This window comes from Vibrio sp. MEBiC08052 (assembly GCF_001506075.1).
Classification (GTDB): domain Bacteria; phylum Pseudomonadota; class Gammaproteobacteria; order Enterobacterales; family Vibrionaceae; genus Vibrio.
In genome coordinates this window covers 73173-90115 of the sequence record NZ_KQ947476.1, presented here as the reverse complement: position 1 = coordinate 90115, position 16943 = coordinate 73173, and the positions used below count along the sequence as shown (strand labels likewise).

At 44.4% G+C, this 16943-nt stretch carries 19 protein-coding genes and 4 tRNA genes; 20 read left to right on the top strand and 3 right to left on the bottom strand.

What is annotated here, in order from left to right; translation table 11 throughout:
• Positions 1–104: 104 nt before the first annotated feature.
• The 4 genes from VRK_RS17855 (at position 105) to VRK_RS17840 (ending at position 490) form a co-directional block, all read left to right on the top strand.
• Positions 105–181, top strand: a tRNA-Met gene (locus VRK_RS17855).
• A 22-nt stretch (positions 182–203) separates the two neighbouring features.
• Positions 204–279 (top strand) — tRNA-Gly (locus tag VRK_RS17850).
• Between the two features lie 36 nt (positions 280–315).
• Positions 316–392, top strand: a tRNA-Met gene (locus VRK_RS17845).
• A 22-nt stretch (positions 393–414) separates the two neighbouring features.
• A tRNA-Gly gene (locus VRK_RS17840) sits at positions 415–490 on the top strand.
• A gap of 535 nt (positions 491–1025) precedes the next feature.
• Here VRK_RS17840 and queG read toward each other — a convergent pair.
• On the bottom strand, positions 1026–2141 hold the full coding sequence (gene queG, locus VRK_RS17835; RefSeq protein ID WP_059122871.1) for a tRNA epoxyqueuosine(34) reductase QueG: 1116 nt from the start codon (positions 2139–2141) through the stop codon (positions 1026–1028).
• 197 nt (positions 2142–2338) lie between these two features.
• Here queG and tsaE point away from each other — a divergent pair, with 197 nt between their 5' ends.
• The 9 genes from tsaE to VRK_RS17790 all read left to right on the top strand — a co-directional run bounded on the left by tsaE (position 2339) and on the right by VRK_RS17790 (position 11656).
• Positions 2339–2800: a tRNA (adenosine(37)-N6)-threonylcarbamoyltransferase complex ATPase subunit type 1 TsaE gene (tsaE, locus tag VRK_RS17830; RefSeq protein ID WP_059122870.1), complete on the top strand. Its 462-nt coding sequence runs from the start codon at positions 2339–2341 to the stop codon at positions 2798–2800.
• On the top strand, positions 2797–4521 hold the full coding sequence (locus VRK_RS17825) for an N-acetylmuramoyl-L-alanine amidase (RefSeq protein ID WP_059122869.1): 1725 nt from the start codon (positions 2797–2799) through the stop codon (positions 4519–4521). The genes tsaE and VRK_RS17825 overlap by 4 nt, the downstream gene beginning before the upstream one ends.
• A gap of 9 nt (positions 4522–4530) precedes the next feature.
• Entirely contained in the window at positions 4531–6477 is a 1947-nt protein-coding gene (mutL, locus tag VRK_RS17820) for a DNA mismatch repair endonuclease MutL (RefSeq protein ID WP_059122868.1), read from the top strand.
• Entirely contained in the window at positions 6474–7421 is a 948-nt protein-coding gene (miaA, locus tag VRK_RS17815; protein WP_059122867.1) for a tRNA (adenosine(37)-N6)-dimethylallyltransferase MiaA, read from the top strand. The genes mutL and miaA overlap by 4 nt, the downstream gene beginning before the upstream one ends.
• A gap of 181 nt (positions 7422–7602) precedes the next feature.
• Complete coding sequence (gene hfq / locus VRK_RS17810; protein WP_021021730.1) at positions 7603–7863, top strand: RNA chaperone Hfq; 261 nt, start codon at positions 7603–7605, stop codon at positions 7861–7863.
• Positions 7864–7895: 32 nt separating this feature from the next.
• Entirely contained in the window at positions 7896–9185 is a 1290-nt protein-coding gene (hflX, locus tag VRK_RS17805) for a ribosome rescue GTPase HflX (protein WP_059122866.1), read from the top strand.
• A gap of 45 nt (positions 9186–9230) precedes the next feature.
• Entirely contained in the window at positions 9231–10427 is a 1197-nt protein-coding gene (gene hflK / locus VRK_RS17800; protein WP_059122865.1) for an FtsH protease activity modulator HflK, read from the top strand.
• A gap of 2 nt (positions 10428–10429) precedes the next feature.
• A complete protein-coding gene (gene hflC / locus VRK_RS17795) occupies positions 10430–11410 on the top strand; it encodes a protease modulator HflC (RefSeq protein ID WP_059122864.1) in 981 nt (326 codons plus the stop codon).
• Positions 11411–11467: 57 nt separating this feature from the next.
• The gene (locus VRK_RS17790) at positions 11468–11656 is read left to right on the top strand and encodes a DUF2065 domain-containing protein (protein ID WP_059122863.1); all 189 of its coding nucleotides are present in this window, start codon (positions 11468–11470) and stop codon (positions 11654–11656) included.
• A gap of 44 nt (positions 11657–11700) precedes the next feature.
• Here the strand turns inward: VRK_RS17790 and VRK_RS17785 are convergent, their stop codons facing one another.
• Both VRK_RS17785 and VRK_RS17780 read right to left on the bottom strand, forming a co-directional pair.
• A complete protein-coding gene (locus VRK_RS17785) occupies positions 11701–11928 on the bottom strand; it encodes a SlyX family protein (RefSeq protein ID WP_059122862.1) in 228 nt (75 codons plus the stop codon).
• Positions 11929–11932: 4 nt separating this feature from the next.
• Positions 11933–12913 carry a WD40 repeat domain-containing protein gene (locus VRK_RS17780; protein WP_059122861.1) on the bottom strand — a complete coding sequence of 327 codons (981 nt, stop codon included), beginning with the start codon at positions 12911–12913 and terminating at the stop codon, positions 11933–11935.
• 138 nt (positions 12914–13051) lie between these two features.
• On the opposite strand from VRK_RS17780, the gene fkpA reads away from it, so the two are divergent.
• The 7 genes from fkpA (at position 13052) to rpsG (ending at position 16873) form a co-directional block, all read left to right on the top strand.
• Complete coding sequence (gene fkpA, locus VRK_RS17775) at positions 13052–13837, top strand: FKBP-type peptidyl-prolyl cis-trans isomerase (protein WP_059122860.1); 786 nt, start codon at positions 13052–13054, stop codon at positions 13835–13837.
• Positions 13838–14029: 192 nt separating this feature from the next.
• The gene (locus VRK_RS17770) at positions 14030–14752 is read left to right on the top strand and encodes a helix-turn-helix transcriptional regulator (protein ID WP_059122859.1); all 723 of its coding nucleotides are present in this window, start codon (positions 14030–14032) and stop codon (positions 14750–14752) included.
• A complete protein-coding gene (gene tusD / locus VRK_RS17765; protein ID WP_059122858.1) occupies positions 14749–15144 on the top strand; it encodes a sulfurtransferase complex subunit TusD in 396 nt (131 codons plus the stop codon). The genes VRK_RS17770 and tusD overlap by 4 nt, the downstream gene beginning before the upstream one ends.
• The gene (gene tusC, locus VRK_RS17760; RefSeq protein WP_059122857.1) at positions 15141–15497 is read left to right on the top strand and encodes a sulfurtransferase complex subunit TusC; all 357 of its coding nucleotides are present in this window, start codon (positions 15141–15143) and stop codon (positions 15495–15497) included. Before tusD ends, tusC begins: the two co-directional genes overlap by 4 nt.
• An 8-nt stretch (positions 15498–15505) precedes the next feature.
• The gene (gene tusB, locus VRK_RS17755; RefSeq protein WP_059122856.1) at positions 15506–15781 is read left to right on the top strand and encodes a sulfurtransferase complex subunit TusB; all 276 of its coding nucleotides are present in this window, start codon (positions 15506–15508) and stop codon (positions 15779–15781) included.
• A gap of 135 nt (positions 15782–15916) precedes the next feature.
• Positions 15917–16291, top strand: coding sequence for a 30S ribosomal protein S12 (gene rpsL, locus VRK_RS17750; protein WP_038181303.1), 375 nt, complete (start codon positions 15917–15919; stop codon positions 16289–16291).
• A 111-nt stretch (positions 16292–16402) separates the two neighbouring features.
• Positions 16403–16873, top strand: a complete 471-nt coding sequence (rpsG, locus tag VRK_RS17745) for a 30S ribosomal protein S7 (protein ID WP_038181306.1) — start codon at positions 16403–16405, stop codon at positions 16871–16873.
• The last annotated feature ends 70 nt before the right edge of the window (positions 16874–16943 follow it).

Sequence of the window (16943 nt, the reverse complement as noted above, 5' to 3'; positions counted from 1 at the left end):
AGCTCAGTTGGTAGAGCGCAACCTTGCCAAGGTTGAGGTCACGGGTTCGAACCCCGTGTGTCGCTCCAGAGTACATATTATCGCTTGAGCGATAGTATCATGGACGCGGGATGGAGCAGTTTGGTAGCTCGTCGGGCTCATAACCCGAAGGTCGTCGGTTCAAATCCGGCTCCCGCAACCAATTTTAATTTAGTTAATGATATGCGACACTAGCTCAGTTGGTAGAGCGCAACCTTGCCAAGGTTGAGGTCACGGGTTCGAACCCCGTGTGTCGCTCCAGAATTCATATTATCGCTTAAGCGATAATATCATGGACGCGGGATGGAGCAGTTTGGTAGCTCGTCGGGCTCATAACCCGAAGGTCGTCGGTTCAAATCCGGCTCCCGCAACCAATTTTAATTTAGTGAATGACATGCGACACTAGCTCAGTTGGTAGAGCGCAACCTTGCCAAGGTTGAGGTCACGGGTTCGAACCCCGTGTGTCGCTCCAGATCAATTAACGCTAAATTTTGTCACGCTCTTTCTTCATGCTGCGAAGCATAAACTCCTTACAAGAATATCCAATCAAACAGGTTTGCTAAAATACTCCTGTTTTTACCCAATCTGTACACTGATGAACCCTGATGAAATCAGTGCTGCACATGCGATTTCTAATTTTCGCTAACAGAGTTATCCACAGAATATGTTTTGTGGATAAGTCAGTGGGTAATCTGTTTTTGGCGATATAGGGAAAGGGGATAGCAAAAGATCTTGTAAAATAACTGAGTTATAGTCGGAAATGCTTATTTTTGTTAACTATATGTTTTTTAATGATTTTAGTTATTTTTTGCAGCGATAGTCAGCATTTGAGATTGATCTTTCTTATTTCATGCATTGATCCTTGTCATACCTTTGTAATGTGGTTAACTCTTCCGATAACAAACAAAAAAAGTGAAAGTGAAAGTTTTTTCCACACCAAAATATTTGGGCATCATGTCAAAATAAGTTGTAATTTTGCTGAGTGGATAGCTTGACGGGACAACGAGCTATGCGTCTCTGGGCAATCCCTTCTGAATGATACGAATCAGCCGTTCATGCTTCCGATTTTGTTCTTGCCGTTGTTTCTGTTGATGTTGCTCTAATGACCAACGGATATGAACATCCAGTAACTCTGTTTCTCCCAGACGCTTTTCTAAGGCTAGTGCAATCCGTTCTGAATAGGGAGCATTTCCCATGGCGATCGCAATATTTCTTAGCCATTGTTGGTGGCCGATACGTCGAATAGCAGAACCTTCGGTATTTTGTAAGAAAGTTTCTTCCTCCCACGCAAATAGCTCAACCAGATCCGGATGAGAAAAGACATCTCTACGATGAAAGTCTGGTTGATCGGTGAGAGAAGCAGAGCGATTCCAAGGGCAAACCAACTGGCAATCATCACATCCATAAATGCGGTTACCAATTGCTTTACGAAACTCAAGCGGGATGATTCCGGAAAATTCAATGGTGAGATATGAAATGCAGCGTCTTGCATCAACAACACCGTCAGCGACAATTGCACCCGTCGGGCAAGAGGTAATACAAGATCGACAAGTACCACATTGGTTCTGGCTGGGCTGATCAACGGGTAGCGGAATATCGACCAGTAATTCCCCGAGGAAAAACCATGAACCAGCATCTTGATCCAGAATCAATGAGTGTTTCCCTGTCCAGCCGAGTCCGGCTTTTTGAGCAAGGGGACGTTCTAAAATCGGGGCTGAATCAACAAAAGGTCGATCATTGAGTTCCCCGATCTCTTGTCTGATTTTATCCCCGAGCTTTTTCAGCTGTTTTCTCACCAGCTTGTGATAATCACGTCCCAGCGCATAGCGACTAATATAAGCATGTGTTGGTGTATTCAGATTACTGGCAAAGTGGGCTTGTGGCGGTAGGTAATTCATTCGAACGCTGATAACACGTATTGTGCCCGGATGAAGTTCTTGAGGTCTTGCCCGCAACATCCCGTGACGTGCCATCCAGTCCATCTCCCCGTGATATCCTGCATCGAGCCAGCGTTGCAGCTCAGCCTCATGCTCGGTGAGATCAACATCACAGATACCGACTTTTTCAAATCCAAGCGCCTGAGCCCAGATTTTGATTTTATCTGCTAATGCCTGATAGTCCATGATGCTCACTCGGTAAAAAGGGACAAGGATCTTAACGGATCCATATGGGCAGATCCAGTGAGTGGCCTTGGAGAATTATGGGGGGAATCAGGAACGTTTTTTCCAATCCCTTACAGAAGAGTACTTGTCTCTTGATTCCAACCCAGTTTACTATCGGAGACCCTAAATGAATTTGTTAACAATAAGAGATCGGATTGATGAAGACGAAGGTACTGTTATTAAAGGATGAGACTGAAACCGTAAGACTGGGCAGTCATCTTGCTTTGATATGTTCTCGTCAAACAACGTTCTATTTGCATGGTGATTTAGGGGCAGGAAAAACAACGTTGTGCCGAGGGTTTATTCAAGCTTTAGGACATCAGGGGAATGTGAAGAGTCCGACTTACACCTTGGTCGAGCCTTACCAACTGGAGCGATGGCAAGTCTATCATTTTGATCTCTATCGGCTGGCTGACCCTGAAGAGCTCGAGTTTATGGGAATCCGAGATTATTTTTCCCCGGATGCAATTTGTTTGGTTGAGTGGCCGGAAAAAGGTGCCGGCCTATTACCCTCGGCTGATATAGAGATAGAGATTCGCTACGATGGAGAGAGCAGGATTGTTGTTCTGTCTGCAAACAGTGAATATGGACGAACGTTACTGAGTCAGTTGGAGTTATGAGAAACGGTAAGTACCTTTATTCTTTTATTTTTGTCTTTTTGGGGTTCGTAACCTTATCTGTCAGCCTGTTTGCGCAGGCGAATTCAATTCAAGGTATTCGAGTTTGGCCCTCTCCCGATGAAACACGTGTCGTCATCGATCTGAGTGAAGAAGCTCATTACAGTTATTTCACACTGAGTCATCCTCATCGACTTGTGGTTGATCTGCTGGATACTGATGTTCGGGCTAAGCTTCCGATCTCGGTCAGTGATAGCGATGTGCTGAACAAAATCAGAAAGAGCTCCCCACCAAAGTCGGGCACTTATCGTCTGGTGTTCGAGCTCAAGAAAAAAGTCTCACCACAAATATTTAAACTGGCTCCAACGCCAAAACAGGAATATGGGCATCGTCTGGTAATTGACTTGCCTCATGATGAATCGAGTTCAGATTCCGGTGCTTCCTCTTCTTCTTCGGCTGCTCAGGTCGCGAAAGATGCTTCTCAGTATCAAGGGAATGCCGATATTGTCGTCGCGATTGACGCTGGACACGGTGGGGAAGATCCCGGTTCTATCGGGCCAAAGGGAAAATACGAGAAAAATGTGACATTAAGTGTGGCGAAAAAGCTAGCCGCCCAATTGAATGCAGTCCCCGGTATGAAAGCGGTACTGACCCGTAAAGGGGATTATTTTGTCAATCTGAACCGGCGTTCTGATATTGCCAGAAAAAATAAAGCGCATCTGTTGATTTCCATTCATGCAGATGCATTTACATCTCCACAACCCAGAGGTGCTTCTGTTTTTGTGCTGAATACCCGTCGTGCCAATACTGAAATTGCCAAATGGGTCGAAGATCATGAGCGACAGTCTGAGTTACTTGGTGGTGCCGGTCAGGTTTTGGCGAAGAGAAATAATGATAAAAACATTAGTCAGACTCTCTTGGATTTGCAATTTAGCCATTCTCAGAAAGAAGGTTACAAAGTTGCCAGAGATATTTTGAAAGAGTTGGGGAAAGTTGCCCGGCTACATAAAAAGACGCCAGTCAATGCGAGTCTCGCGGTACTGAAATCTCCGGATATTCCGTCTGTTCTGGTTGAAACGGGTTTTATTTCTAATCCGACAGAGGAGCGGATGTTATTTCAGAGCAGTCATCAGAATAAGCTTTCAGAGGCGATAGCAAAAGCGGTTGTAAACTACTTTGAAGATACACCACCGGAAGGAACGTTGTTTGCCAGCCGTAAAAAAGCCAGAAAACATGTGGTTCAGGCGGGTGAGTTTTTGTCCGTGATTGCCCAGAGATATGGTGTCACGACGGATACATTAAGTCGTGAGAACCACTTGAGCTCATCGACGTTGACGGTTGGACAGGTTCTCATGATTCCAAGCAGTAATACGAATCCGATTGTAGTGCCAGAGATCAAAAATCCGGTTGAAACTGAAGTGATTACTCATACTGTTAAATCAGGCGAATACTTGGGGGCGATTGCCAGTAAGTATAAAGTGAGTGTCGATGCCATACGTAAAGAAAATCGACTTCGTTCATCTGTGTTACGTGTCGGGCAGACGCTGAAAATTACGGTGAGCTTGAAAGATAAACCCTTACGCAAACACCAAGTCAAACGAGGTGAGTATTTGAGTAAGATTGCAAAAGACTATGGTGTGAGTATCGAAAGTATCCGTCAGGCAAACCAACTACATTCTGATCAGTTAGCGATTAAACAGATACTCATTATTCCCAATAGATAATCCTATCCTATGACGATAAAAATTTTACCTGCTCGGCTGGCAAACCAGATTGCGGCCGGAGAAGTTGTTGAAAGACCTGCCTCTGTCGTAAAAGAGTTGGTTGAAAATAGTCTGGATTCCGGTGCAACCCGAATTGATGTTGATATTGAGAAGGGGGGCGCGAAGCTGATCCGTGTCAGAGATAACGGGCATGGGATCGAAAAAGATGAACTCACGCTGGCGCTCAGTCGCCACGCGACCTCAAAAATTCATTCTCTCGATGATCTGGAAGCGATTATCAGTCTGGGCTTTCGGGGGGAAGCTCTGGCCAGTATCAGTTCAGTTTCTCGTCTGTCGTTAACATCACGACCGGCAACGCAGGATGAAGCGTGGCTGGCTTATAGTGAGGGTCGGGATATGGCCGTGCAACTTCAACCGGCTGCCCATCCGGTCGGGACAACGGTTGAAGTTTTGGATCTGTTTTTTAATACACCAGCCAGAAGAAAGTTTTTACGGACAGAGAAAACTGAATTTACCCATATCGAAGAAGTGCTCAAACGGATTGCATTAAGTCGTTTTGATGTCACCATTTTCCTGAAACATAATGGCAAAATGGTACGCCAGTATCGGGCCGCACAAACAGAACTACAAAAAGAAAAACGCATTGCTGCTGTCTGTGGTCAGCCGTTTGTCCGGCACATGTTGAAGGTTGAACTTGAGCATCAAGGGCTGATATTACATGGATGGATCTCGACACCTGAAGGTGCGAGACAACAAAGTGACTTGCAATATTGTTACGTTAACGGCCGTATGATGAAAGATAAACTGATCAATCATGCCATCCGCCAAAGTTACGAAAGGAGCCTGAGCCCTGATCAGTATGCGGCTTACGTACTGTATATTGAATTAGATCCGAGACAGGTCGATGTCAATGTTCATCCGGCGAAACATGAAGTGCGTTTTCATCAGGCTCGTTTGGTGCACGATTTTATCTATCAGGCAATCAGCAGCGCCCTTGCACAAGGACAACACATCGATGAACCGGAAGTCAGTCGGTCCGCATTTCATTATCAGACACCGGATGATGCTTCAGAACCAACTCAACTTTCACCGCAATTATTGGATGCCATTGATAAAACGCCATCTTATCCGGGAAGAGGTGGTTCAGGTCACTCCCGTGATGGTGTCCGGGAAAGTGCTCCCCCCCAGCCTTGGCAGCCACAATCCAGCCGCTCGACTTCTTCGGCAGGGGGAAGTAGCTCAGGGAACCGGAGTCAGACCAAAGCGACTTCTCTGAAAGAGGCGAAAATCTATCAGCAATTAATGAGCGTGCCCCATGATTCATCTGACGAGCAGTCGTCGGTGGTGAATGAGCATGATGCCCAAGAAGCGTTCGATGATATTGATGAAGTCATGATGCTGGGGAAAGCGGTTGCGGTGATTCAAGGGAAATTCCTATTAATGAGTTCCGGGACATCCTGTTGTATGGTTGCGCTTGCAAGAGCCAATCATTTGAAACTGCAAAGACAGCTTGATGCAACCTCACAACCTCGTAAAGGGCAGCCGCTTTTAGTTCCCTTGTCTTTGAAGTTGACGCGTGAGCAGCTATCCTGCGCGATATCGTATCAGGATGTTTTTTTGCGACTTGGGATTGAGTTGAAAAAGCGTTCAGCAGATACCTTAATGGTGATGAGTGTCCCGCAACCGCTACGACAGCAGAATTTGCAGAAATTAATTCCAGATCTGGTATCTTACGCTTCTTGTTTAAACCAGAACGATCCATCCGCAACGCTAGCCCATGTGACTGAATGGCTCGCAGATTATGCGAATACTGAACAAAGTGACTACACTTTGTCACAAGCCATTCAACTCATAGCTGAAGTTGAGCAGCTTTATTTTGAGCAATTGCCTTTAGATGACAGGGCCTTTGTTCGACCCGTGGATTTTTCGGCAACGATTACAGCATTTAACTCATGAGCCAACAACGACCTCTGGCCTTATTCTTAATGGGGCCAACCGCGTCAGGAAAAACTGACTTAGCAATTCGGCTATGTCAACATTTTCCTATTGAAATCATCAGTGTTGATTCTGCATTGATTTACCGAGGCATGAATATAGGGACCGCCAAACCTACGGCTGCGGAGCTGGCACAGGCTCCCCATCGGTTAATCGATATACTGGAACCGGAATCCGCCTATTCAGCGGCTGATTTTCGCCGGGACGCACTTCATCATATGCACGAGATTGTGCAAAGCGGTAAGATCCCACTCTTGGTTGGTGGCACGATGCTGTATTTTAAAGCATTACTCGAAGGACTCTCCCCCTTACCGGCAGCCGACGCTGAGATTCGACAGCAGATTGAACAAGAAGCAGCCCACTCTGGATGGTCTGCGCTTCACCAACAGCTTGCTGAGATTGATCCTGAGTCGGCTACGCGGATCCACCCGAATGACCCGCAAAGGTTATCCAGAGCATTAGAAGTTTATCGAATTTCTGGAAAAACTTTGACGGAATTGACGCGAACAAAGGGAGAAGTGCTACCATTTGATGTGGTACAGTTCGCGATTGCACCTCAGGAACGCTCCGAGCTTCATCGGCGAATTGAAATTCGCTTCAACAAGATGATCGAAGCCGGATTTGAAGATGAGGTCAAAGCGTTATATGCTCGTCAAGAGCTTCATGCTGATTTACCTTCTATTCGTTGTGTCGGTTACCGACAGATGTGGGAGTATTTAGACGGAAGCTGTTCGCTTGATGAAGCAATTTATCGTGGTATATGTGCCACTCGTCAATTAGCCAAACGCCAGATCACCTGGCTCCGTAGCTGGAATGATCTGACGTGGCTGGATAGCGAGAATATTGAACAAGCGTATGAAATTATATCGAATTCGATAGCTTCTTATCGAGTACGCTGTGTATAATATGATCGTTTTTGTGTCGTACATCCTTTATGGACATGTCACTTGAAATTTTGGTCCAGAAGCGCCATAACTTGAGTGTCTCAGGATGTTACTTTATTCGTTTAGCTCGGATGCAAAGGCTGCACAAAGCTTGGTTCCACTAGCTAAATAATTAATACAAATAGAAAATAAGGAAAATAAAATGGCTAAGGGGCAATCTCTACAAGACCCATTCTTAAATGCATTACGTCGCGAGCGTATTCCTGTATCCATTTATTTGGTTAATGGTATTAAATTACAGGGACAGATCGAATCGTTTGATCAGTTTGTCATTCTGTTGAAAAACACAGTGAATCAGATGGTATATAAGCACGCTATTTCAACGGTTGTTCCTGCCCGTGCAGTCAGTCATCATGGTGATCGTCCTGCTAACGAGCGTTCATCAGATAAATCAGACGATTAATCATATACAATATCTTATAAGGAGTTGATAGCTTGTTTGACCGTTATGAAGCCGGTGAGCGAGCCGTACTTGTTCATATCAACTTTACGCAAGAAGGGGAGTGGGAAGATCTCAGCGAATGTGAAATGCTGGTTAGTTCCGCTGGAGTCACGACACTACAAGTGATAACAGGTAGTCGTCAGGCTCCGCACCCCAAATACTACGTCGGTGAGGGTAAAGCTCAGGAAATTGCACAAGCTGTGATGCAAACTGAAGCCGAAGTTGTGATCTTCAACCATGCCCTTTCTCCAGCCCAAGAGCGCAATCTTGAACAGTTGTGTCAATGTCGAGTGATTGATCGTACCGGATTGATCCTTGATATCTTTGCTCAGCGAGCACGAACCCATGAAGGGAAGCTACAAGTCGAACTTGCCCAGCTTCGCCATTTGTCTACACGACTTGTTCGGGGGTGGACACACCTTGAACGCCAGAAAGGCGGGATTGGTCTTCGGGGGCCAGGGGAAACACAGCTAGAAACTGACAGACGTTTATTGCGTGAGCGGATTAAAGCGATACTGCGTCGCTTAGAAAAAGTTGCTAAACAGCGAGAACAAGGGCGTCGAGCTCGAAACCGTGCTGAAGTACCGACGATATCACTCGTTGGTTATACGAATGCTGGTAAATCGACACTATTTAACTGCATTACCGAAGCTGGCGTTTATGCTGCCGACCAGCTATTTGCTACATTAGATCCTACGTTGAGAAGAATTCAACTCGAAGATGTGGGCAATGCAATTTTGGCTGATACGGTAGGATTTATTCGTCATTTGCCCCACGATTTGGTGGCTGCTTTTAAAGCAACATTACAAGAAACTCAGGAAGCTGACATTTTGTTACATGTTGTAGATGCAAGTGATGAGCGTTTTCGTGACAATATAAGAGCTGTCGATGATGTGCTTGCTGAAATTGAAGCAGATGAAGTTCCGGTTCTGCTGGTGATGAACAAGATCGACAATATGGAAAGTCAGCAACCCAGAATTGAACGAGATGATGAAGGTGTCCCTCGAATCGTTTGGGTTTCGGCAATGGAAGGACTTGGTATTGACCTACTCTTCCAAGCGCTGACAGAACGGTTAGCCGGACAAATCGTTCAATATCAACTGTGTATTCCACCTGAACATCAGGGTCGTATGCGCAGCTTCTTCTTCAAGAATCGATCAATTTTGCAGGAATCATATGATCAACAAGGAAATTTATTAATTTCTATTCGTATGCAACAGGCGGATTGGTCTAGACTAGAAAAAAGAGAACACGCAGTTTTGTGTGACTTTATAGTTACTTAAAGGACTGCTACAGTATAACGTCATATCAAATGATGGAGATTACTAATGGCGTGGAATGAGCCTGGTAATAACAACGGTAATAGTAATAATGACCGTGATAAAGATCCGTGGGGCAATAAAGACCATGGTGACCGTGGTGGACGTGATCAAGGACCACCGGATCTGGATGAAGTCTTCAATAAACTGAGCCAAAAAATTAGCGGTAAATTTGGCAAGAAAGGAGGCGGTAATAAAGGATCCTCTTTTCCCGGTGGTGGTTCTATTGGATTTGGAATCATTGCTGTTATCGCTGTTGCAATTTGGTTTTTCTCCGGATTTTATACTGTCGGTGAAGCCGAGCGAGGCGTTTTACTGAGATTGGGTAAGTTTGATCACATCGTCAATCCTGGTTTGAACTGGCGGGCTCGCTTTATCGATGAAGTGGAACCGGTCAATGTACAGGCCATCCGTTCATTGCGGGCAACGGGTCTGATGCTGACAAAAGATGAGAATGTGGTCACCGTCGGAATGGATATTCAGTATCGGGTGGCGGATCCATATAAATATCTCTATCAAGTCACTAGTGCCGATGATAGCCTGCGTCAGGCGACTGATTCTGCATTGCGTGCCGTCATTGGTGATTCGTTGATGGATAGTATTTTAACCAGTGGCCGTCAGCAGATCCGTGAAACGACTCAAGACACATTGAATGACATCATTAAGAAATATGATATGGGCTTAACGATTGTTGATGTGAACTTCCAGTCGGCTCGTCCACCGGAGCAGGTTAAAGACGCGTTTGATGACGCAATTGCAGCCCGAGAAGATGAAGAACGTTTCATTCGTGAAGCGGAAGCCTATAAAAATGAGGTGCTTCCTAAAGCGACTGGTCGTGCAGAGCGGTTGAAAAAAGAAGCCCAAGGGTATAGTGAACGTGTGTTGAATGAAGCTTCTGGTCAGGTTGCCCAGTTTGAAAAACTGCTTCCTGAATATAAAGCTGCACCGGAAGTGACAAGAAACCGTTTGTACATCGATACCATGCAAGCTGTTTACTCTCATTCATCGAAAATTCTGATTGATTCGAAATCGAGCGGTAACCTACTTTATCTGCCAATTGATAAATTATCAGGGCAAGGAGAGACGCAAACCAAGAGAGATTTGAAGTCATCTCCGCTTTATGATCACATCGAACTTGAATCTCAGAAAAGTAGTAATCAAGATGATGCACAGCCACGTACTGGTTCACGACAAGGGAGATACTAAGAATGCGTAAGTTAATAATCCCTGTATTGGTACTACTTTTGATTGTTTTTCTCATGTCTGTATTTGTTATTCATGAAGGAGAACGTGGTATCGTCGTTCGCTTTGGCCGAGTTTTAAAAGACGGTGAAATTGCACGTATCTATGAGCCCGGACTGCATTTTAAGATGCCTTTATTTGATCGAGTCAAAGTGCTTGAAGCCCGCATTCAGACCATGGATGGCCGTTCTGACCGATTTGTTACCGCAGAGAAAAAAGATGTCATCATCGATTCTTATGTGAAGTGGCGGATTCAGAATTTTGGCACCTATTATCTGGCAACCGGGGGCGGAAGTGCTTTAACGGCTCAGGCGCTGCTGGAAAGAAAGGTGACCGACGTATTACGTTCTGAAATCGGTTCTCGGGAGATTAAACAGATCGTATCCGGTCCGCTGAATGATAATAATGTCCTGCCTGACAGCGAGAATGCAGAAGTCGTGACAACGGAAGCGGCAAAAGAAGCTTTGAAAATTGATGGTCAGCGTGATCAGATTATGGAAGAAGTATTGCTGAGTACCCGTGAAAGTGCGATGAAAGATTTAGGTGTCTACGTTGTTGATTTTCGAATGAAAAAGATCAACTTACCCGATGAGATCAGTGAATCGATTTATAAACGGATGAGAGCAGAACGTGAGTCCGTCGCTCGTAAACACCGTTCACAAGGCCGCGAGAAGGCTGAAATCATCAAGGCACAGGCTGAGCTTGAGGTGGCAACGATTCTTGCAGAGGCCGATAAAACGGCTCGTGTAACGCGTGGTGAAGCGGATGCGAAAGCCGCTAAAATTTATGCGGATACATACAGTCAAGATCCTGAATTTTTCGCCTTCCTACGTTCTTTAAAGGCTTATGAAGAGTCTTTCAATCAGAAAAGTGATATTTTGGTGCTTGACCCGGAAAGTGAGTTTTTCCGTTATATGAAGAACTCAAAAGGTAAAAATACAAAATAAGTACCAAGCATAGTATAAAGGCTCCTTTCGGAGCCTTTATTTTTGGAATCAAATTTTATGTCTCATTCAATATGGCTGGCAGTCGGTTTATTGCTGATTGCCGAAGGACTTGGTCCATTACTGACGCCCAATGGCTGGCGTCGAATGATCTCCCAGTTAAGCCAGCAACCGAATTCTCTGCTACGGCGAGTCGGTGGTTGCTTGGTTGTTGCTGGTATTGTTATTGTTTATTTTTACCTATATTAGATCTAATGAGGCTCTGATTCATTCATGATCAAATTAATATCAAATCAATAATGAGGTGGCGGTGTCTCTTGAGATGGATCTGCAACCGATGAATCGCTAAAGTTTTTGAGCTTCCCAGCGATGAACTTCATCTGATCCTGCATCCGGGAAATGGTTTGCTGTTGTTGGCTGAGGGCTTGATTGAGTGCTTCGATGGTATCTTCCTGAAATGCCAACTGGCACTCTAAATCATTGATTCGAGCTTCTAGTCGTTCTACTTCTTCTGCGGCCATTTTATTACTCATCCAGTTCCCAAGCTTCTGCAATACCAGCTGAGTTTGCTGATATGACATGATGTTGTTGATCAAAGGCAACATCATACACGACAGAACGTGGTGGTGGATCCACTTTTGGTGGTTCCGTTGAGAATTTAGCAAGTTGTTTGCCGCTTTGCGTATCCCAGACCGCTACATAGCCGGAAGGGGTTCCGGTAATGAGTTGCGTCCCGTCATCAGAAAATCGTACTGTAGAAAAAATGAGTTGTCTGGCAAAACTGTGGAGATGAGAGACTTCCTGACCAGAATGTAAATTCCAAACTCTGGCCTCGTTTCCGCCATCGGAGGTAAATGCAAAATTTCCGTCTCTCTGCAATGCGACTCGCACAACACGTTGTTCATGTTCAAATTTTCTCAGTATTTGACCGGATTTCGTGTCCCATAGATAGGCCTTATAATCATTACCACCGGTTAGAGCAAAGCGACCATTGGGCGATAATGCAACAGAGTTAACTTTCTCATGATGGGCGAGGAACTCCATGCGTCTTCCGCTGACTAAGTCCACGTAAATGGCTTTCCCGTTGGATAGACCCATAAGGACTTGTTCGCCATCTTTTGAGAGATCAATATCTCTGATGAGTCCATCCGAAATAGACCAGAGCCCTTTAGATTGTGTCCAAGCTAAGTCCCAGACTGCGAAATTATTCTGTCCGGCTGTGACGGCATAGCGATCATTGTCTGAAATTCTAATTTTGGTCACAGTGCTATTTTGTTGATCGAGGGAACCAAGTAACGCGAGTCGTTTATTTTCAGAAAGATCCCAGAGCTGGAGCAGATTGTCTTGAGAATAGGTCAGGGCAAATCGACCGTCCCGACTCAGGCCGAAAGCAGTGGCTCCTTCTGGTGTGATCTCCCATTTTTGGATAGGAGACGTGAAGAAAAAGCACCCATTTAACGTCACACTGACAATTAACATGAATAGATAAAGGGAAAATATTCGCATCAGTCTGAATTTCCATTGAGAGTTAAAGACATTCGAATCACATCACGTTATATTTGTATAACAATGTGTTGCTCATCAATTTTAGTCAAGAAATTATGAGCAATTACAAAAGGTTTGCCCACGTATTTGGAGAATTGAATGAAATCATTGTTAAAAGTATCGTTTCTTGCTGCCGCTGTGATGCTTGCAGCAGGCTGTCAAGATGAAGGAAAACAAGAAACTAAAGCTGCCACTCAGGATGCAGCCAAACCAGCAGCGGTTCAGTTTAAGTCAGATGATGAGAAAGCAGCTTATGCCATCGGTGTCTCTTTTGCTAATTATCTGAGTACAAGTCTTGAAAAACCAAAAGAGTATGGCATCACACTGGACAAAGATATTGTGCTGCAAGGAATCCAAAATGCATTTGCTAATAAATCAGCGATGACAGATGAAGATGCTCGTAAAGCATTGGAAGATTTTGATAAGCGACTCAATACATTGGCAACCACAAAAGCCAAAGAGAAAGCAGAAGCAAACAAAAAATCTGGTGATGATTTCCGTGCTGAGTTTGAAAAACAGGACGGCGTGAAGAAAACCAAGTCAGGTCTGCTGTATCAAGTGATCACGAAAGGAACTGGTGAGTCACCAAAAGCGACAGATACTGTTCAAGTTCACTATAAAGGAACACTAATCGATGGTACTCAGTTCGATAGTTCTTATGATCGTGGTGAGCCAGCAACATTCCCACTGGATCGTGTTATCCCCGGTTGGACCGAGGGTGTTCAACTGATGAAAGTTGGGGCTAAATATAAGTTTGTCATTCCACCAGAACTGGCTTATGGCGACAGAGATACTCCGTCGATTCCAGCTGATTCAACACTGGTATTTGAAGTTGAGTTGTTGAAAGTTGAAAAAGCGGATGCCGCTAAGAAAACAAGTAAATAACAAGCTGTGATGGTAAAATAGTCGTTCAAGCTATTTCTATGTAATAAAAAAGGCCTGATTTATCAGGCCTTTTTTTTATTTGGTGGCATAAATTTGTTTTAAATCAGTTGTTGATACGATAGCTTAGCGATACTTTAAAATTTTCTGATAAACTTACATTCATTTGTTGATATTTTCGAAGGCTGGAACAAAGTGGCGACGACAGAGACACTCAATGCTGACATGTTACTGGAAATTGAATCTGTGCATGTAAAACCGTTTACAGAGCATGATAAAATCATTCTCCGTTCTTATGAGGCTATTGTGGATGGTCTGGCAAGCCTGATCGGTCCTTTTTGTGAAATCGTATTGCATTCACTGGAAGACTTGAATACTTCTGCCATCAAAATCGCCAATGGTGAGAATACCGGGCGTCAGGTTGGTTCACCGATTACGGATTTAGCGTTGAAAATGCTGAAAGATATTGAAGGGTCTGAACGGAATTTTTCCCGCTCTTATTTTACCCGGGCAAAAGGTGGTGTATTAATGAAATCCATCACGATTGCTATCCGTAACGGTGACAATCGAGTGATAGGGTTGCTGTGTATTAATGTCAATCTTGATGCACCGTTTTCTCAGATACTACAGTCATTTATGCCCAATCAAGATGCACAGGATGCGGCATCATCCGTCAATTTTGCCAGTGATGTTGAAGAGCTGGTGGATCAGACCGTTGAGCGAACGATCGAAGAAATCAATGCGGATAAATCAGTATCGAATAATACCAAGAACCGACAAATTGTGATGGCGTTATATGATAAAGGAATCTTTGATATTAAAGATGCGATCAATCGCGTTGCTGATCGTCTGAACATATCGAAACATACCGTGTACCTCTATATTCGTCAGCGTAAAACGGAGGATGATGAAAAGTGAGTGTTCTGACTTACACTCTGGTTGTCAATGGACCACTGTACGGTACCCAATCAGCCCGGAGTGCCTATCAGTTTGCACGTGCTTTACTCCAGAAAGGTCACACACTGGTTAGTGTTTTTTTCTATCAGGACGGTGTGACCAATGGAACCTCATTATCAGTACCTGCCAATGATGAATTCGATCTTGCCAAAGCTTGGCAAAATTTGGCGAAAGAGCATGGTGTCAGCCTTGAAACTTGTGTCGCTGCGTCTTTGAGACGTGGAATTTTGAGTGAAAAAGAAGCGACTCAACATTGTGTGTTTAAAGATAATCTGGCGGATGGATTTGTGCAGACCGGTCTGGGCAGTTTAGCTGAAGCAATGTTGACCCAAGATAGGATTATCCAGTTTTGAATCGTTTGATTTATGTTTTTCATCACGCACCTCATGGTCGAAGTTCCGGAAGAGAAGGGGTTGATGCGCTGTTGGCTGCCTCAGCCTATAGTGAAAACATTGCAGTCGTTTTTATGGGAGATGGGGTCTTACAACTCCTACAGGGACAAGAAACAGACGATATTCTCAGCAAGGATTATGCACCGATGCTCAAATTACTCGATCTGTACGATATTGATCAGGTCTTTGTTTCCCAGACTGCACTGATGCAACGGGGAGTGACGCAAGATGATTTGATCATCCCTGTGACCATTGTGCAGGATCAAACCATGATGGAGATTCTGCACCAAGCAGATAAAGTTTTGAGTTTTTGAGACATCTTATGCTACATGTGATTAAAACAGACGCTGCATTGAAGCGAGTCCATCCCTTTTATTCTGCGCAAGATACCATCTTACTGATCGAAGATGCGGTTTATGCGGCAAACCCTTTGCACCATGCGTTCGAATTGCTGAAAGAGAAAGCTGTGTTTGTTTTGAAAGCCGATGCAAAAGCCCGAGGAATTTGTCACCACATCAGTCCTTCAACAACGATGACCGATTATCTTGGGTTTGTTGAATTGACGGAACAACACCGCAGTGTAATGACTTGGGAATAAGTTTTCCTGCCCCTCTAAAAAAAAACTGTATATTTCTTGACACATCTAGCCGCGATGCATAGAATTTTGCGTCCCTATTTGTATAGGGTATAGATTTTTCACAAAGCTTACTTTCAGTAAATCAGGAGCTAGTTAATGGCAACTATTAACCAGTTGGTTCGCAAACCTCGTGTGAAGCAAGTTGCAAAAAGCAACGTGCCAGCACTGGAAGCGTGCCCACAAAAACGTGGTGTATGTACTCGTGTTTACACTACTACACCAAAAAAACCTAACTCAGCACTTCGTAAAGTATGTCGTGTACGTTTAACTAACGGTTTTGAAGTTACTTCATATATCGGTGGTGAAGGTCACAACCTACAAGAGCACAGTGTTGTTTTGATCCGTGGTGGTCGTGTTAAAGACCTTCCGGGTGTTCGTTACCACACTGTTCGTGGCGCACTTGACTGTGCCGGTGTTAATGACCGTAAACAAGGTCGTTCTAAGTACGGTGTGAAGCGTCCTAAATCTTAATGTTTCTCTGTTGAAATAAGCGTTAAGTAAGGCCAAACACTAATTTAAATATTAATTTTTGAAGAAACTGAAAAGTTTTGGATAACCTGAAGAAGACAACGGAGAATATCCATGCCACGTCGTCGCGTAATTGGTCAGCGTAAGATCCTTCCAGATCCAAAGTTCAAGTCTGAACTGCTGGCAAAATTCGTCAATATCCTTATGGTTGACGGAAAGAAATCGGTTGCAGAAAAGATTGTTTATACTGCATTAGATACTATGGCTGAGAAATCTGGTAAAGATCACTTAGCTGTATTCGAAGAAGCTCTTGAAAATGTTCGCCCAGCGGTTGAGGTTAAATCTCGTCGTGTGGGTGGTTCAACTTACCAAGTACCTGTAGAAGTTCGTCCGGTTCGCCGTAACGCACTTGCTATGCGTTGGTTAGTTGAAGCTGCGCGTAAGCGTGGTGAGAAATCTATGGCTGCTCGTCTGGCTGCTGAAATGCTAGATGCTGCTGAAAACAAAGGCTCTGCGGTTAAGAAACGTGAAGACGTTCACCGTATGGCTGAAGCAAACAAAGCGTTTGCTCATTACCGTTGGTAATACCTCCTGTACTGCGGGGATACCCGCAGTACTTTTCTATTTTCTAAGGTCCACCTTAGTTAAGAGGATA

Excerpts from the sequence above, each read along its gene's own strand:
- queG (WP_059122871.1), bottom strand. The coding sequence starts at position 2,141 with ATGGACTATCAGGCATTAGCAGATAAAATCAAAATCTGGGCTCAGGCG.
- tsaE (WP_059122870.1), top strand. The coding sequence starts at position 2,339 with ATGAAGACGAAGGTACTGTTATTAAAGGATGAGACTGAAACCGTAAGA.
- VRK_RS17825 (WP_059122869.1), top strand. The coding sequence starts at position 2,797 with ATGAGAAACGGTAAGTACCTTTATTCTTTTATTTTTGTCTTTTTGGGG.
- mutL (WP_059122868.1), top strand. The coding sequence starts at position 4,531 with ATGACGATAAAAATTTTACCTGCTCGGCTGGCAAACCAGATTGCGGCC.
- miaA (WP_059122867.1), top strand. The coding sequence starts at position 6,474 with ATGAGCCAACAACGACCTCTGGCCTTATTCTTAATGGGGCCAACCGCG.
- hfq (WP_021021730.1), top strand. The coding sequence starts at position 7,603 with ATGGCTAAGGGGCAATCTCTACAAGACCCATTCTTAAATGCATTACGT.
- hflK (WP_059122865.1), top strand. The coding sequence starts at position 9,231 with ATGGCGTGGAATGAGCCTGGTAATAACAACGGTAATAGTAATAATGAC.
- hflC (WP_059122864.1), top strand. The coding sequence starts at position 10,430 with ATGCGTAAGTTAATAATCCCTGTATTGGTACTACTTTTGATTGTTTTT.
- VRK_RS17790 (WP_059122863.1), top strand. The coding sequence starts at position 11,468 with ATGTCTCATTCAATATGGCTGGCAGTCGGTTTATTGCTGATTGCCGAA.
- VRK_RS17785 (WP_059122862.1), bottom strand. The coding sequence starts at position 11,928 with ATGGCCGCAGAAGAAGTAGAACGACTAGAAGCTCGAATCAATGATTTA.
- VRK_RS17780 (WP_059122861.1), bottom strand. The coding sequence starts at position 12,913 with ATGCGAATATTTTCCCTTTATCTATTCATGTTAATTGTCAGTGTGACG.
- fkpA (WP_059122860.1), top strand. The coding sequence starts at position 13,052 with ATGAAATCATTGTTAAAAGTATCGTTTCTTGCTGCCGCTGTGATGCTT.
- tusB (WP_059122856.1), top strand. The coding sequence starts at position 15,506 with ATGCTACATGTGATTAAAACAGACGCTGCATTGAAGCGAGTCCATCCC.
- rpsL (WP_038181303.1), top strand. The coding sequence starts at position 15,917 with ATGGCAACTATTAACCAGTTGGTTCGCAAACCTCGTGTGAAGCAAGTT.
- rpsG (WP_038181306.1), top strand. The coding sequence starts at position 16,403 with ATGCCACGTCGTCGCGTAATTGGTCAGCGTAAGATCCTTCCAGATCCA.